General features: G+C 67.2%; 11 protein-coding genes. 7 read left to right on the top strand and 4 right to left on the bottom strand.

The genetic code is table 11. From position 1 onward, the window contains the following. Window positions 1-29: 29 nt before the first annotated feature. Window positions 30-527 (top strand): hypothetical protein, encoded by a 498-nt coding sequence (locus tag ACAM57_RS08165; RefSeq protein ID WP_126024298.1) that lies wholly within the window; start codon window positions 30-32, stop codon window positions 525-527. Between the two features lie 9 nt (window positions 528-536). Here the strand turns inward: ACAM57_RS08165 and uraH are convergent, their stop codons facing one another. Then, window positions 537-887 carry a hydroxyisourate hydrolase gene (gene uraH / locus ACAM57_RS08160; protein WP_184641509.1) on the bottom strand — a complete coding sequence of 117 codons (351 nt, stop codon included), beginning with the start codon at window positions 885-887 and terminating at the stop codon, window positions 537-539. Window positions 888-981: 94 nt separating this feature from the next. Between uraH and ACAM57_RS08155 the strand changes: the two genes are divergently transcribed. The 4 genes from ACAM57_RS08155 to ACAM57_RS08140 are packed head-to-tail and all read left to right on the top strand — an operon-like array spanning window position 982 to window position 5,646. Continuing rightward, the gene (locus ACAM57_RS08155; RefSeq protein ID WP_019655080.1) at window positions 982-1,656 is read left to right on the top strand and encodes a GntR family transcriptional regulator; all 675 of its coding nucleotides are present in this window, start codon (window positions 982-984) and stop codon (window positions 1,654-1,656) included. An 8-nt stretch (window positions 1,657-1,664) separates the two neighbouring features. Further along, window positions 1,665-2,627, top strand: coding sequence for an allantoinase PuuE (gene puuE / locus ACAM57_RS08150; protein ID WP_126024296.1), 963 nt, complete (start codon window positions 1,665-1,667; stop codon window positions 2,625-2,627). Then, the gene (uraD, locus tag ACAM57_RS08145; RefSeq protein ID WP_369661283.1) at window positions 2,624-4,402 is read left to right on the top strand and encodes a 2-oxo-4-hydroxy-4-carboxy-5-ureidoimidazoline decarboxylase; all 1,779 of its coding nucleotides are present in this window, start codon (window positions 2,624-2,626) and stop codon (window positions 4,400-4,402) included. Before puuE ends, uraD begins: the two co-directional genes overlap by 4 nt. Before the next feature lie 17 nt (window positions 4,403-4,419). Further along, the gene (locus ACAM57_RS08140) at window positions 4,420-5,646 is read left to right on the top strand and encodes an ArgE/DapE family deacylase (RefSeq protein ID WP_369661282.1); all 1,227 of its coding nucleotides are present in this window, start codon (window positions 4,420-4,422) and stop codon (window positions 5,644-5,646) included. Between the two features lie 24 nt (window positions 5,647-5,670). Here ACAM57_RS08140 and ACAM57_RS08135 read toward each other — a convergent pair whose 3' ends face one another. Further along, window positions 5,671-7,701 (bottom strand): putative bifunctional diguanylate cyclase/phosphodiesterase, encoded by a 2,031-nt coding sequence (locus ACAM57_RS08135; protein WP_369661281.1) that lies wholly within the window; start codon window positions 7,699-7,701, stop codon window positions 5,671-5,673. 164 nt (window positions 7,702-7,865) lie between these two features. Here ACAM57_RS08135 and ACAM57_RS08130 point away from each other — a divergent pair, with 164 nt between their 5' ends. Next, on the top strand, window positions 7,866-9,584 hold the full coding sequence (locus ACAM57_RS08130; RefSeq protein WP_369661280.1) for an S-layer protein: 1,719 nt from the start codon (window positions 7,866-7,868) through the stop codon (window positions 9,582-9,584). 29 nt (window positions 9,585-9,613) lie between these two features. On the opposite strand, the gene ACAM57_RS08125 is transcribed toward ACAM57_RS08130, so the two are convergent. Beyond that, window positions 9,614-10,363 (bottom strand): TerC family protein, encoded by a 750-nt coding sequence (locus ACAM57_RS08125; protein ID WP_126024292.1) that lies wholly within the window; start codon window positions 10,361-10,363, stop codon window positions 9,614-9,616. 431 nt (window positions 10,364-10,794) lie between these two features. On the opposite strand from ACAM57_RS08125, the gene gspD reads away from it, so the two are divergent. Then, entirely contained in the window at window positions 10,795-13,461 is a 2,667-nt protein-coding gene (gene gspD, locus ACAM57_RS08120; protein ID WP_369661279.1) for a type II secretion system secretin GspD, read from the top strand. Window positions 13,462-13,497: 36 nt separating this feature from the next. On the opposite strand, the gene ACAM57_RS08115 is transcribed toward gspD, so the two are convergent. Continuing rightward, entirely contained in the window at window positions 13,498-14,280 is a 783-nt protein-coding gene (locus ACAM57_RS08115; RefSeq protein ID WP_369661278.1) for a winged helix-turn-helix domain-containing protein, read from the bottom strand. Window positions 14,281-14,306 lie beyond the last annotated feature (26 nt).

Below are 14,306 nucleotides of genomic sequence, written 5' to 3'. Positions count from 1 at the left end.
GCGCGACGACTCACGGTATAAACCCGGCCATGAATCGCCAGCTTACGCCTCGCCGCCTCGCACTTGCAGCTTCTGTTGTTTCGGCCCTCTGGCTTGCCGGCTGCGGCTCCACCGGGTCGGTGCCCGGCCAGCTGAGCGGGGCCAGCGGCGATGTCGGGGCCGGGCCGGTGCCGTCCGCATCCAGTGCTTCTTCCGCGCGCGCCTATCGCCGCGATGCCGCGCGCCATGTCTATGAAGCCAACCGCTCGCGCATCTACAAGGGCCAGCTGCCGCCGGTGCTGTACGCGGTCGGCACGCTCGAGGTGAACATCGACGCTGGCGGCAAGGTGCGTTCGATGCACTGGCTGCGCGCGCCCAAGCACGCGCCCGAAGTGATTGCCGAGATCGAGCGCACGGTGCTGAAGGCGTCGCCCTTCCCTCCGGCAACGCGCCTGGGCTCCGTCACCTGGACGGACACCTGGCTGTGGGACGAGAGCGGACGCTTCCAACTCGACACCCTGACCGAAGGCCAGCAACAAGGCGACTGAAGCCCCGGCTCAGGAGCCGCGGTAGGTGGAGTAGCTCCACGGGCTCACGAGCAGCGGCACGTGGTAGTGCTGGTCGGTGTGGGCCACGCCGAAGTCCAGCGAGACCTTGTTCAGGAAGTTCGGCTCCGGCAGCTTGACGCCGAGGGCCTTGAAGTAGCCGGCCACGTCGAATACCAGGCGATAGGTGCCGACCTTCAGCGAATTGTTGTCGTAAAGAGGCCCGTCGCTGCGGCCGTCCGAATTCAGCGTGAAGCGCTTCACCAAGGTGGCGACGTCGCCGTCGGTGGTGTACAGCGCAACCTCCATGCCGGCCGCGGGGCCGCCGTGCATCGTGTCCAGTACGTGAGTGCTAAGGCCCATGGGGCGCTCCTTGAAAGTCCGAAAAGCTCGGATCGGCGGGTGCGGGAAATTCCGGTGGACAAAAGTGTATACAGTTACCGGCTTTGGGTCTATCATGAAAAACATGGAGTCCTCCACCACCCGTTCGATCGTCGATGCCCTCACGAAGGCCATCGTCGAGCACCGGCTTCAGCCCGGCACCAAGCTGGCCGAGCAGAAGCTGGCCGATCACTTCGGCGTCTCGCGCACGCTGGTGCGCCAGGCGCTGTTCCAGCTGTCGCAGAATAAGCTCATCCGGCTGGAGCCCGCGCGCGGCGCCTTCGTGGCCGCGCCCGCGGTCGACGAGGCCAAGCAGGTGTTCGCGGTGCGCCGCATGCTCGAGGCCGAGATGACGCGCGAGTTCGTGCGCACCGTCACCCCGGCCAAGATCAAGGCGCTGAAGGAGCACGTGGCGCTCGAGAAGTCCGCCGTGTCGGGCGAAGACGTCTCCGGCCGCACCGAGCTGCTCGGCGACTTCCACGTGCGCATGGCCGAGCTCATGGGCAACCAGGTGCTGGCGCAGATCCTGGGCGAGCTCATCTCGCGCTGCGCCCTCATCACGCTGATGTACCAGAGCGCCAGCGCGGCCGAGCACTCCAACGACGAGCACGCCGACATCGTGAAGGCGCTGGCCGCGCGCGACGAGGAGCGCGCCGTGCGCCTCATGACCGAACACCTCGAGCACGTCGAGGCCAACCTCACCTTCGACCGCAAGGTCCCGACCAACGACATCTCGCTGGCGTTGTCCTGATCCACACAATGACTGTCTACGACTCCACCCTGCCCTATCCGCGCGACCTGATCGGCTACGGCCGCAACCCGCCCCATGCGCAATGGCCGAACGGCGCGCGCGTCGCCGTGCAGTTCGTGCTGAACTACGAGGAAGGCGGCGAGAACGCCACGCTGCACGGCGACGCGGGCTCCGAGCAGTTCCTCTCGGAGATGTTCAACCCGGCGAGCTTCCCCGACCGGCACATCAGCATGGAAGGCATCTACGAGTACGGCTCGCGTGCCGGCGTATGGCGCATCCTGCGCGAGTTCGAGAAGCGCGGGCTGCCGCTCACCGTGTTCGGCGTGGGCATGGCGCTGCAGCGCTATCCCGAGCTGACCGCCGCCTTCAAGGAACTGGGCCACGAGATCGCCTGCCACGGCTGGCGCTGGATCCATTACCAGAACATCGACGAGGCCACCGAGCGCGAACACATGCGCCTGGGCATGGAAGCCATCGAGAAGCTCACCGGCGAGCGCGCCGTGGGCTGGTACACCGGCCGCGACAGCCCCCGCACGCGCCGCCTCGTGGCCGACTACGGCGGCTTCGAGTACGACAGCGACTACTACGGCGACGACCTGCCCTTCTGGATGAAGGTGCAGAAGACCGACGGCACCGTCGTGCCGCAGCTCATCGTGCCCTACACGCTCGACTGCAACGACATGCGCTTCGCGCTGCCGCAGGGCTACTCGCACGCCGACCCGTTCTTCCAGTACATGAAGGACAGCTTCGACGCGCTCTATGCCGAAGGCGACCCGAACGGCGACGACAGCCCGAAGATGATGAGCATCGGCATGCATTGCCGCCTGCTCGGCCGGCCCGGGCGCATCACCGCGCTGCAGCGCTTCCTCGACCACATCGCCAAGCACGACAAGGTGTGGGTCTGCCGCCGCGTGGACATCGCGCGCCACTGGAAGCAGGCGCATCCCTTTGAAGCCGGAGCCGCATCATGAGCCTCACCATCGCCCAACTCAACGCCGCGGCGCCGGCCGAAGCCGTCGCGCTGCTCGACGGCATCTACGAGCACTCGCCGTGGATCGCCGAGCGCGCCCTCGCCGCGCGCCCATTCCGCTCGCTCGCGCACCTCAAGCACGCGCTGGTGCAGGCGCTGGCCGCTTCGTCGGCCGATGAGCAGATGGGCCTGATCCGCGCCCACCCCGAGCTCGCCGGCAAGGCCATGGTCAGCAAAACGCTGACAGCCGAATCGACCAACGAGCAGAGCAAGGCCGGCCTGACCGGCTGCACGCCCGAGGAGTTCGCGAAGATCCAGCAGCTCAACGCCGACTACAACGCCAAGTTCGGCTTTCCCTTCATCCTAGCGGTGCGCGGCCCGCGCGGCACCGGGCTGGCCAAGCGCGAGATCATCGAGACCTTCGCTCGCCGGCTGCACAACCACCCCGGCTTCGAACTCGGCGAGGCGCTGCGCAACATCCATCGCATCGCCGAGATCCGCCTGAACGACAAGTTCGCCGCCGACATCACGCTCGGCAACGACGTGTGGGACTGGCAGGAGCAGCTCTCGGTGCACACCGACCCCGGCTATGCCGAGAAGGGCCAGCTCACCGTCACCTACCTGACCGACGCGCACCGCGCCTGCGCCGCGCAGATCAGTGCGCTGATGCGCGACGTGGGCTTCGACTCGGTGCACATCGACGCCGTGGGCAACGTGGTCGGGCGCTACGAAGGCGCCACGCCCGACGCGAAGACCCTGCTGACCGGCTCGCACTACGACACCGTGCGCAACGGAGGCAAGTACGACGGCCGCCTCGGCATCTTCGTGCCGATGGCCTGCGTGCGCGAGCTCAAGCGCCAGAACAGGCGCCTGCCCTTCGCCTTCGAGGTGGTGGGCTTCGCCGAGGAGGAAGGCCAGCGCTACAAGGCGACCTTCCTTGGCTCGGGCGCGCTCATCGGCCACTTCGACCAGCGCTGGCTCGACCAGAAGGACGTCGACGGCATCACCATGCGCGAGGCCATGCAGCACGCGGGACTGAAGCAGGAAGACATTCCGAAGATCCAGCGCGACCCGGCCCGCTACCTCGGCTTCGTCGAGGTGCACATCGAGCAGGGCCCGGTGCTGACCGAGCTCGACCTGCCGCTGGGCATCGTCACCTCCATCAACGGCAGCGTGCGCTACGTGGGCGAGGTGATCGGCATGGCCAGCCACGCCGGCACCACGCCCATGGACCGCCGCCGCGACGCGGCCGCGGCCGTGGCCGAGCTGATCCTCTACACCGAGCAGCGCGCTGCGAAGGACGGCGACTCGGTCGGCACCGTCGGCATGCTCGAAGTGCCCAGCGGTTCCATCAACGTGGTGCCGGGGCGCTGCAAGTTCAGCCTCGACCTGCGCGCGCCCAACAACGCGCAGCGCGACGCGCTGGCCAACGACGTGGTCGCGGCGCTGAAGGACATCTGCGAGCGCCGCGGCGTTCGCTACGAGCTTGAGGAAACCATGCGCGCGGCCGCCGCGCCCAGCGCGCCCGCCTGGCAGCAACGCTGGGAAAAGGCCGTCGACGCGCTGGGTATTCCGCTCTTTCGCATGCCCAGCGGCGCCGGCCACGACGCCATGAAGCTGCACGAGGTGATGCCGCAGGCGATGCTGTTCGTGCGCGGCATCAACTCGGGCATCAGCCACAACCCGCTCGAATCGAGCACCAACGACGACATCCAGCTCGCCGTGGAGGCCTTCCAGCTCCTGCTGGACAACCTGGCGACCGAACAAGCCCACTGAAACATAGAAGAAAAGCCATGACCGACTACGCCAAGCTCGACGCCTGGATCGACGCCCACTTCGACGAGGAAGTGAAGTTCCTGCAGCAACTGGTGCAGGTGCCCACCGACACGCCGCCGGGCAACAACGCGCCGCACGCCGAGCGCACCGCCGAGCTGCTCAACGACTTCGGCCTCACGGCCGAGAAGCACGCCGTGCCCGCGCAGGAAGTGAAGGACTACGGCCTCGAATCGATCACCAACCTGATCGTGCGCCGCCAGTACGGCGACGGCGGCCGCACGGTGGCGCTGAACGCGCACGGCGACGTGGTGCCGCCCGGCGAAGGCTGGACGCACGACCCGTACGGCGGCGAGATCGTCGACGGCAGTCTCTACGGCCGCGCCGCCGCGGTGAGCAAGAGCGACTTCGCCAGCTTCACCTTCGCGCTGCGCGCCCTCGAGGCGGTGGCCAAGCCGGCCAAGGGCAGCATCGAGCTGCACTTCACCTACGACGAGGAGTTCGGCGGCATCCTGGGCCCGGGCTGGCTGCTCGAAAAGGGGCTGACCAAGCCCGACCTGATGATCGCGGCCGGCTTCAGCTACGAAGTGGTCACGGCGCACAACGGCTGCCTGCAGATGGAGGTGACGGTGCACGGCAAGATGGCGCACGCCGCCGTGCCGGCCACCGGCATCGACGCGCTGCAGGGCGCCACGAAGATACTGAACGCGCTCTATGCACAGAACACCCTCTACAAGCAGGTCACGTCGAAGGTCGAGGGCATCACGCACCCGTATCTGAACGTCGGCCGCATCGAGGGCGGCACCAACACCAACGTGGTTCCGGGCAAGGTGGTGTTCAAGCTCGACCGCCGCATGATCCCCGAGGAGAATCCGGCGGAGGTGGAAGCCGCCATCCGCAAGGTGATCGCCGACGCGGCCGCCGAGAGCGAAGGCATCACCGTCGAGATCAAGCGCCTGCTGCTGGCCAACTCGATGAAGCCCCTGGCGGGCAACAAGCCGCTGGTCGACGCGATCCAGAAGCATGGCGGCGAGCTGTTCGGCGAGCCGATCAAGGCCATGGGCACGCCGCTGTACACCGACGTGCGCCTGTACGTGGAAGCCGGTATTCCCGGCGTGATCTACGGCGCCGGCCCGCGCACCGTGCTCGAATCGCACGCCAAGCGCAGCGACGAGCGCGTGGTGCTGGAAGACCTGCGCCGCGCGACCAAGGTGATCGCGCGCACGCTCAGCGACCTGCTGGCGTAATCAAACAGATCGGGTGGGGGCAGCTCAGCCTGCCCTGGCGGGCGCAGGCGCCGAGCGCGCGGCGGCCCACGCCATCACCTCGGGCAGCGGCGCGGGCCGCGCGAGGTGATAGCCCTGCACCAGCCCACACCCCAGGTTGCGCAGCACGTCGAGCTCGGCCTGCGTCTCCACGCCCTCGGCCACCACCTGCACGCCCAGCGAGTGGCCGAGCTGCACGATGGCATCCACCAGCACCTCGTTGCTCGGCGAGGACGACAGGTCGAGGATGAAGCTGCGGTCGATCTTCACCTGCCGCACATATTCGCTGCGCAGCGAGGCCAGCGACGAGTAACCCACCCCGAAGTCGTCGACCACGATCGCCACGCCCGCGGCCGAGAGCGCGTTCAGCCGGCCGCGCGTGGCGTGGGTGTCGAGCGCCACCTCTTCCGTGATCTCGATCTGCAGCCGCCTCGGCGCGATGCCGCGCAGCTTCAGCATGCCGAGCACGATGTCGTCCACCGCCAGCTGTGCCATTTCGCGCGGCGAGACGTTGACGGCCACCGGCACGGCCGCGAGGCTCGAGCCGGCGGCCTCCATCTGGCGCATGCCCCGGCAGACCTCGTCGACCAGGTGCCGCAGCAGCGGCTCGGCCACGCCGGTGCTCGCGGCCGCGTAGATCACGTCCTCCGGGGCGATGTGGCCGTGGCGGGGGTGGTTCCAGCGCATCAGCGCCTCCAGGCTGTGGACCTCGCTGCCGTCGCTGCTCATGATCGGCTGGTACCACACGCCGATGCCGCGCGATTCGATGGCCTGCAGCAGGTCGCGCTCCACGTCGCGGCGCGTGGCCAGGCGCTGGTTGAGCGCGCTGTCGAAGACCTGGTAGCGGTTGCGTCCGGTGCGCTTGGCCTCGTGAAGGGCCTCGTCGGCGAAGCTGATCATGTCGGCCACCTCGGCTTCGCCCGAGAGCGAAATGCCGATGCTCACGCCCAGGTGGCCGCCGTAGTGCGCCGTGGCGAAGGAAATGGAGCGGATCAGCGCCTGCGCGATCTCGGGCGGCGCCTGGCGTTCATTGCGCAGGCAGTAGAGCAAGGCGAACTCGTCACCGCCCCAGCGGCCGAGCACGGCCTGCATCTCGGCGGTTTCACGCTGCAGCCAGTGGGCCACGTCCTGCAGGACGCGGTCGCCCACCTTGTGGCCGAAGGCGTCGTTCACCGCCTTGAAGCCGTCGAGGTCCAGCAGCAGCAGGGCATGCTGGCGGCCATCGTGCGCGGCGAGGTGCAGCGTGGCCGCGTCGGTGAAGCCTTCGCGGTTGAGCAGGCCGGTGAGCGAGTCGTGCGAGGCGCGGAAGGCCAGTTGCTGCGTCGCGTCGAGCGACTGCGCGTGCGCCTTGCGCAACTGCACCGCCATCGCGGTGGCCTCGTTGCGGATGCGGCTGCTTGCGCGGAAATTCCTGTCGCTGTGCACCGCGCCGCGCACGAGCGCCGCCAGGTACAGCAGCACCATCGCCGCCAGGCTCAGGTTGTCGAAGCCGCCCGCATAGGCCAGGCAGCCGGCCACCGACAGCAGCGCCGGCACGATGAAGCTGATAGGCACGAACGCATAAGCGATGCCGTAGGTAACCGCCCCTGCGCAGATACCGCACACTACCGTCAGGTAGAACACCGCCTGCGGCGAGGAGTACCCGTCGCACAACAGCGGGATGAGCGCCCACACGCAGCCCGACACCGCCGCCATGGCCGCCGCGACCCGCAGATGCCACTCGACCGGGCGGGCATCCGGCGAGGTCGCGATGCCGTTCTCGGGCACGATGCCCGGCCAGGGCGCGAAGGGCCAGCGGCAGATGTAGCTGCGGATGCCGTTCACCATGAGCGACAGCAGCAGCCAGCAAAGACCTTCGAAGGCGCGGCCGGCGTTCACGGCGACCAGCGCCGCGACGCAGCTCAGCACCACGTTGATGGGAATGGCCGAGAGCACGCTGCGGCGCACCGCCACCATCTGGTCGGTGCGCACCATGCGCGACAGCACCTCTTCGTCGACGGACGCGGTGAGCGGTGAGGAAGGCGCGCTGGAATTCATGAGCCGCACAGTTTATAGAGCGTAGGGCACATAAGCGCCCCAGTGGTGCGTGGCGACAACGAACTTTCGTTCAACTTTCATCGGGACGTCATCGCGACCTCCGAGACTCGCGGCTTTTCTCGAAGACGCGCACTTCAGGTGCGCGTCTCCTTTTCCAGCCTGCCATGTTCAATCTTCCGACCTCGCTCCCGACCGCCCTGCCCGCCCTGCCGTTCCGCCGCACCCTGTTCTCCACGCTCGCCGTCGGCACCCTGATGCTCGCCGGCTGCGGTGGCGGAGGCGGCTCCAGCGGCCCGGCCTTCCTCCCCACCGCCCCCGGCACTCCGACCGCCGTTGCGCCGGCACCCGCGCCCGCCCCGGCACAGCCGCCGGCTCCCGGCCCGGCGGGCCGATGGACTGTCGGCGACCTGCACATCCACACGATGCAGTCGGACGACACCCAGCAGATCTCCACGCTCGACCAGGTGCTGGCCAAGGCCTTCGACCAGTTCGGGCTCGACTGGGCGGCAATCTCCGATCACCTGCGCCTGTCTTCCTACGACAACAACGGCAACAAGCTGGCCGCGCAGATTCCGTTCTCCGAAGGCATGGCCAAGTACCAGGTGCCGCGCATCAAGGCGCTGCAGGCCGGCGGCAAGTACGCCGACAAGACCATCTTCGCGGCCTTCGAATGGGACATGCCCTCGCACGACCACGGCAACGTGGGCATCCTGACCGACAACCCGATGTCGGACGCCGCGCTCAAGGCCGTGAGCCAGTTCGAGTACCTCTTCACCAACCGCGATCCGGCGCTCTTCCCGGCCGCCGACGTGGCCGCCTGGGGCCCCAAGGCCGGCACCGGCTACAACACGCACGCCGAGACCATGGCGGCGATCGCCTGGCTCAAGAAGAACTACCCCGACACCAGCTACCTGCAGATCAACCACCCGTCGCGCAACCCCGGCAAGTACACGATCGCGCAGCTGCGCGAGATGAACGACCTCGCGCCGAACATCGTGTTCTCGCTCGAAGGCATGGTCGGCAACCAGATGGAGCCCGACCGCGGCGGCTACAACAGCGCCTACATCGATGCCAACCTGCCTTCGCGCACCTATGGCGGCGTCGACTACCTCGTCGCCAAGCTCGGCGGCACCTGGGACGCGCTGCTCTCCGAGGGCCGCCGCATCTGGAACGTGGCCGACTCCGACTACCACTTCACCATCTCGCAGGGCCAGTACAGCAGCGGCTACGCGCCTGGCGAGTACGCGAAGAACCATCTGTTCGGCGACATCAAGGATCCGAAGTCGCTGCTCGCGGCCATGCGCTCGGGCAAGCTCTTCGCGGTGAACGGCGGCCTGATCGATGCGCTCGACTTCAAGGTCCAGAGTGCCAAGACGGCCGGCGAGATGGGCTCCGAAGTGGCGGCAAAGGCCGGTGAAGACCTGACGATCACCATCCGCTTCAAGAGCCCCGAGCGCAACAACTTCGAGTACCAGCTCGGCAGCGGCCGCTTCGCCAACGTGAAGCCGGTGGTCGACCACATCGACCTGATCGCGGGCGACGTGACCGGCCCCGAACTGCCGGGCACACCGGGCTACTCGCGCGACACCAACCCGTCGACGCGCGTGCTCAAGCGCTTCACGCGCGCCGACTGGAAGCTCGACGCCGACGGCTACTTCGCCGTGAGCTACACGGTGAAGGCCGGCAACAACCAGTACTTCCGCCTGCGCGGCACCAACCTGGGTACCGACGTGCCCAACGAAACGGCCGGCGGCGAGCCGCTCTTCGACGCGCAGACCACGGGCACCGACAACGTGGCCCGCTTCAACGCGATCAATGTGCGCAACTACAGCGACCTCTGGTTCTATTCGAACCCGGTGTTCGTGAAGGTCGCCGCGCAATAGCCGGGCGGCCGAACGCCGCGCGCCCCGGCTCAATCGCCGGGCATGCGCGGCGGGTTCAGTTCGACGCGCCGGGCGGCCTTGGTGCGCATGCGGATGTTGAGCATTTCCACGATCAGCGAGAACGCCATCGCGAAGTACACGTAGCCCTTGGGCACGTGATGGTCGAAGCCCTCGGCCACGAGCACCACGCCCACGACCACCAGGAAGGACAGCGCCAGCATCTTGATGGTCGGATGGGCCGAGACGAAGCGGCCGATGGGCCCTGCGAACAGCATCATCAGCAGCACCGAGGCAATGACCGCGGCGATCATCACGCGCACGTCGTCCACCATGCCGACGGCGGTGATGATGGAGTCGAGCGAGAACACCAGGTCGATGATCATGATCTGGAGGATCACCGAGGCGAAGGTCGCCTTGACGGCACTCTGCTTGTGCTCATGCTCGCCTTCGAGCGACTGGTGGACCTCGCTCGTGCTCTTCCAGATCAGGAACAGCCCGCCCAGGATGAGGATCAGGTCGCGCCCCGAGATCTCCTGGTTGAACACAGTGAAGAGCGGCGCCACCAGGCCGACGATCCAGGCGAGCACCAGCAGCAGCCCGATGCGCATGAACATGGCCATGAAAAGGCCGATGCGCCGCGCGAACTCCCGCTGGGCCAGGGGCAGCTTGTCGACCAAGATCGAGATGAAGATGATGTTGTCGATCCCCAGGACCAGCTCCAGGGCGGTCAGGGTGGCGAAGGCGATCCAGACCTGAGGGTCGGTAAGAAGTTCGAGCATGGAACGACGCGGTTGCAGCACGCGCGGCCGGCGGCCGCTGCGGGCGAGCGCATCTTACGGGTCCCCGCGCGCCTGGCGCCAGCGTCCCCTCGCCTCATGGGCCATTACATTGGCGGCGATCCCGGCCCGGGCGCTGGCCGATTGCTTGCAAAAATGAGGTTCTCAATCTCATTTCGACGGCTAGCGGAAGGAAGGCAGATCGGCGAGCATCCGTGCCCGGAAGTACCGGACAGCGCATCCGTCTTCCGGCATAGCCCCAAGCAGCAACGATGTGGATCGGTGCGGAAACTCAAACCATCGTTGTCGGCCCTGATGCCGTTTTGCCTCGCGATTCGAACATGCACGAAGAACCCGCCCGCGTCATACCAGGGCGGACGAGCCTTGCAGCTGCGAAGTACCTCTGCGACCCCAGGTTGCGCGGGCACTGACGCATGAGGGCGTCACCCAACGGCGCGCGCGGCGTTCGCGCCGCATGCCTCGGCTTGCTGATTTGCGGCGCACTGGGCGCGGCCCATGCGCAGAACACCGTCAAGGCGGTATCGGGCTACGTGCAGCATGGAACCGCGGTCGTCCAGATCGACCTGGCGCAGCCGCTCGATGAGCTGCCCGGCGGATTCGCCATACAGAACCCACCGCGCATCGCACTCGACTTTCCCGGGGTTGCCAGCGAAGTCGGCCGCGCGGCCGTCGAAGTGAACCAGGCCAACCTGCGTTCGATCAATGTCGTGCAGGCAGGAGAGCGCAGCCGGGTCGTGCTGAACCTGTGGCAGCCCGCTTCATACAAGACCGAGATACAGGGCAGTTCGCTCAAGGTCACACTGCTGTCCGCCGGCGCTGCCGCCTCCCCGACGCAGGCTCGCACGCCCGCAAGCGCCAAGGCGGCGCCCGCCGGCGGCGAACCCATCACCCTGAACTTCTTCAACGCAGACATCGAGGCGGTGGCCCGCACCATGGCGGTGGTCACCGGCCGCGACGTGGTGATCGACCCGAGGGTGAAGGGCACGATGAACCTCGTCACCGAACGCGCGATCCCTCCGGCCGCGGCCTTCGACCAGTTCGCCCTTGCGCTGCGGCTGCGGGGCTTCGCCCTGGTGGAAGCCGAGGGGCTCTACAAGGTGGTGCCCGAGGCCAGCGCCAAGCTGCAAAGCGGTAGCGTCAACACCTCGATCGGCGCCATCCCGCCGAACGCCGGCAACCAGGTCGTCACGCAGATCTTCAGGCTCAACTACGAGTCGCCGAGCAACCTGCTGCCGGTGCTGCGTCCGCTGATCGCGCCGAACAACAGCATCAACGTGAACCCGGGCACCAACTCGCTCGTGATCACGGACTACGCGGACAACATGCGCCGGCTCGCGCGCGTCATCGCGTCGCTGGATGTTCCAAACGCATCCGACGTCGAGATCATCCAGCTGAGGTACGCACTCGCCGCCGACATCGTGCCGATGCTGCAGCGGCTGATCGACGGCGGCAGCTCGGGTGCATCGGGCGGGCCGGCCATTTCCGGCATGTCGAGCATGCCAGGGTCACCGGATGCGGTGCCCGTCGTGAACGCAGCGGACACATCGTTCCGCACCACCCTGATGGCCGATCCGCGCAGCAACTCGGTGCTCGTGCGGGCGGCCAACCCGGCGCGCATGCAGCTCGTGCGCGCGCTGATCGACAAACTCGACCGCGCGCCGGCGGACACCGGCAACGGCGCCGCCGGCAACATCTACGTGGTCTACCTGAAGAATGCGGATGCGGTGCGGCTCGCCGCTACGCTGCGTGCCGCGATGGCGGCGGGCCAGCAGAACGCGTCCCAGGCTGCAGGCGGCGGCTCGCCCCAGCAAGGACAGCAAGCCTCGCCGGTGGGCCTGAACGGCGGCGGCCAGGGCAGCGCTTCGAGCGCCGCCGACGCGCCCCTGAACAACGCGAACCAGCCCTCCACCGGCGGCCAGATCCAGGCCGACCCGTCCACCAACTCGCTCATCATCACCGCCCCCGAGCCGCAATACAGGCAGATGCGCGCGGTGATCGACAGGCTCGACGGCCGGCGCGCGCAGGTGATGATCGAAGCGCTGATCGTCGAGGTGAACGCCAGCAAGGCCGCGAGCTTCGGCGTGCAGTGGCAGAGCGCGCTGGGCCGCAACGCGGTCATCGGCACCAACTCCAGCCTCAACAGGAACAACATCCTCGCGCTCACCCAGGCACTGGCCACACGCAATGCCGCCGGCGTGGCGGGCCAGATCGCGCCGGGGCTGAACATCGGCGTGGGCGGCAGGATCGGCGGCCAGTACGTGCTGGGCGCCATCGCCAACTTCTTCAGCAGCGACGGCGATGCCAACATCCTCTCCACGCCCAACCTGCTGACGCTGGACAACGAGGAGGCCCGTATCGTCATCGGCCAGAACGTGCCCTTCGTCACGGGACAGTACGCGAGCGCGGCCGGCTCGGCCGGCGTCAATCCGTTCACCACCGTGGAACGCAAGGACGTGGGCCTCACGCTGCGCGTGCGCCCGACCATCAACGAGAACGGCACGGTGAAGCTCACCATCTTCCAGGAGGCCTCGACGGTCGACCAGAACACGGTCAACAACCAGAACGGGCCGACCACCAACAAGCGCTCCATCGAGTCGAACGTGCTGGTGGAAGACGGGGGCCTGGTCATGCTCGGGGGCCTGCTTTCCGACACCTACAACAACACCATCGAGAAGGTACCGCTGGCCGCAGACATGCCGGTGGTGGGAAACCTGTTCAAGAACGAGAACCGGACGCGCACCAAGAGCAACCTGATGATGTTCCTGCGTCCCGCCGTGATGCGCGATGCGGACGCCATCGAGTCCTTCTCCTATGGCCGCTACGACGAGATCCGCAGCATGCAGCAGCGCACGCAGCCGGACACCGGCAACCTCATGCTGCGCGCCGTGGATGCGGCGCCGCTGCTGCCGGCAACACCGCCGGTACCTGCGCAGGGACGAAACGGCAGCACCCGCATGGAAGGCACCGAACTCATCCCTCCACCGCGCGCCGCCACGGACGATCGCAAGCTCGCGCCGAGCCCGTTGCGCGGCGCGCTGCCGCCGACGGCAGACCCTGTGAGTGCGCGCGAGCTGCCGTAGGACGGACGGCAGGGCTGCTGCCTGCCGATCGTCGGCTCAGGAGCCGGATCTGAGCTCGAGCACGTAGCCCTTGCCTCGCACCGTGTGCAGCAGCTTCACGTCGAAGGGCGCATCGACCTTGTTGCGCAGGCGCAGTATGGCCACATTGATCGCATTGGTGGCGGGATCGAACTCCGTGCCCCAGACTTCGCGGGCGAGCGTTTCGCGCGACATCACGCGCCCTTGATTGCGAAGCAGCGCAAGCAACAGCACGAACTCCATCCTGGTCAGTCCGAGGTCCTTGCCGTCGCGGGAGCACGTCGCATCTCGCTCGTTGATTTCCAGATCATCCAGCCAAAGTATCGGCTGAGGACGTGCAACGCTGTTGCGCGCCAATGCCCTGATGCGCGCCAGCAGCTGGGGCATCGTGAAAGGCTTGACCAGATAGTCGCTCGCGCCAAGTTCCAGCCCCGCCAGGCGCAAGGCGACGCTGTCGCGCTCGGTAAGAACAAGCAGCGGCGCATTCGTCTTTCGCCGGATCGATCGCACGGCGCTGAGTCCTGCGGCGCCGAGCTGCATGGAGTTCAGCAGAACCAGTGAATAGTCCCGTGCGAGCGCGGGAGTCTCCATCGCATTGGTGCCACGTGCCGTATCGATCAGCAGCCCCCGCTGCTGCAACGCTTCATTCATCGAATCGCAAAAGCTGGAGCGATGATCGACGAGCAATATCCGGGTGGCATCGATATCTTCGGCGAGCCCCTTAACTCGACCTTTCGAAGCCCCGAGGAATGAACCACCCGATTCGTTCTCGAGCGAAAGTTGGGAATCCAGCAGCCGCACAGTTTCTCCTTCCAAGGCGCCAAGAT

It is taken from the genome of Variovorax sp. V15, from assembly GCF_041154425.1.
Lineage (GTDB): Bacteria > Pseudomonadota > Gammaproteobacteria > Burkholderiales > Burkholderiaceae_C > Variovorax > Variovorax guangxiensis.
The sequence above is the reverse complement of the archived record's forward strand: the minus strand, read 5'-3'. Positions and strand labels throughout refer to the sequence as shown.

Excerpts from the sequence above, each read along its gene's own strand:
- ACAM57_RS08165 (WP_126024298.1), top strand. The coding sequence starts at position 30 with ATGAATCGCCAGCTTACGCCTCGCCGCCTCGCACTTGCAGCTTCTGTT.
- uraH (WP_184641509.1), bottom strand. The coding sequence starts at position 887 with ATGGGCCTTAGCACTCACGTACTGGACACGATGCACGGCGGCCCCGCG.
- ACAM57_RS08155 (WP_019655080.1), top strand. The coding sequence starts at position 982 with ATGAAAAACATGGAGTCCTCCACCACCCGTTCGATCGTCGATGCCCTC.
- puuE (WP_126024296.1), top strand. The coding sequence starts at position 1,665 with ATGACTGTCTACGACTCCACCCTGCCCTATCCGCGCGACCTGATCGGC.
- uraD (WP_369661283.1), top strand. The coding sequence starts at position 2,624 with ATGAGCCTCACCATCGCCCAACTCAACGCCGCGGCGCCGGCCGAAGCC.
- ACAM57_RS08140 (WP_369661282.1), top strand. The coding sequence starts at position 4,420 with ATGACCGACTACGCCAAGCTCGACGCCTGGATCGACGCCCACTTCGAC.
- ACAM57_RS08135 (WP_369661281.1), bottom strand. The coding sequence starts at position 7,701 with ATGAATTCCAGCGCGCCTTCCTCACCGCTCACCGCGTCCGTCGACGAA.
- ACAM57_RS08130 (WP_369661280.1), top strand. The coding sequence starts at position 7,866 with ATGTTCAATCTTCCGACCTCGCTCCCGACCGCCCTGCCCGCCCTGCCG.
- ACAM57_RS08125 (WP_126024292.1), bottom strand. The coding sequence starts at position 10,363 with ATGCTCGAACTTCTTACCGACCCTCAGGTCTGGATCGCCTTCGCCACC.
- gspD (WP_369661279.1), top strand. The coding sequence starts at position 10,795 with ATGAGGGCGTCACCCAACGGCGCGCGCGGCGTTCGCGCCGCATGCCTC.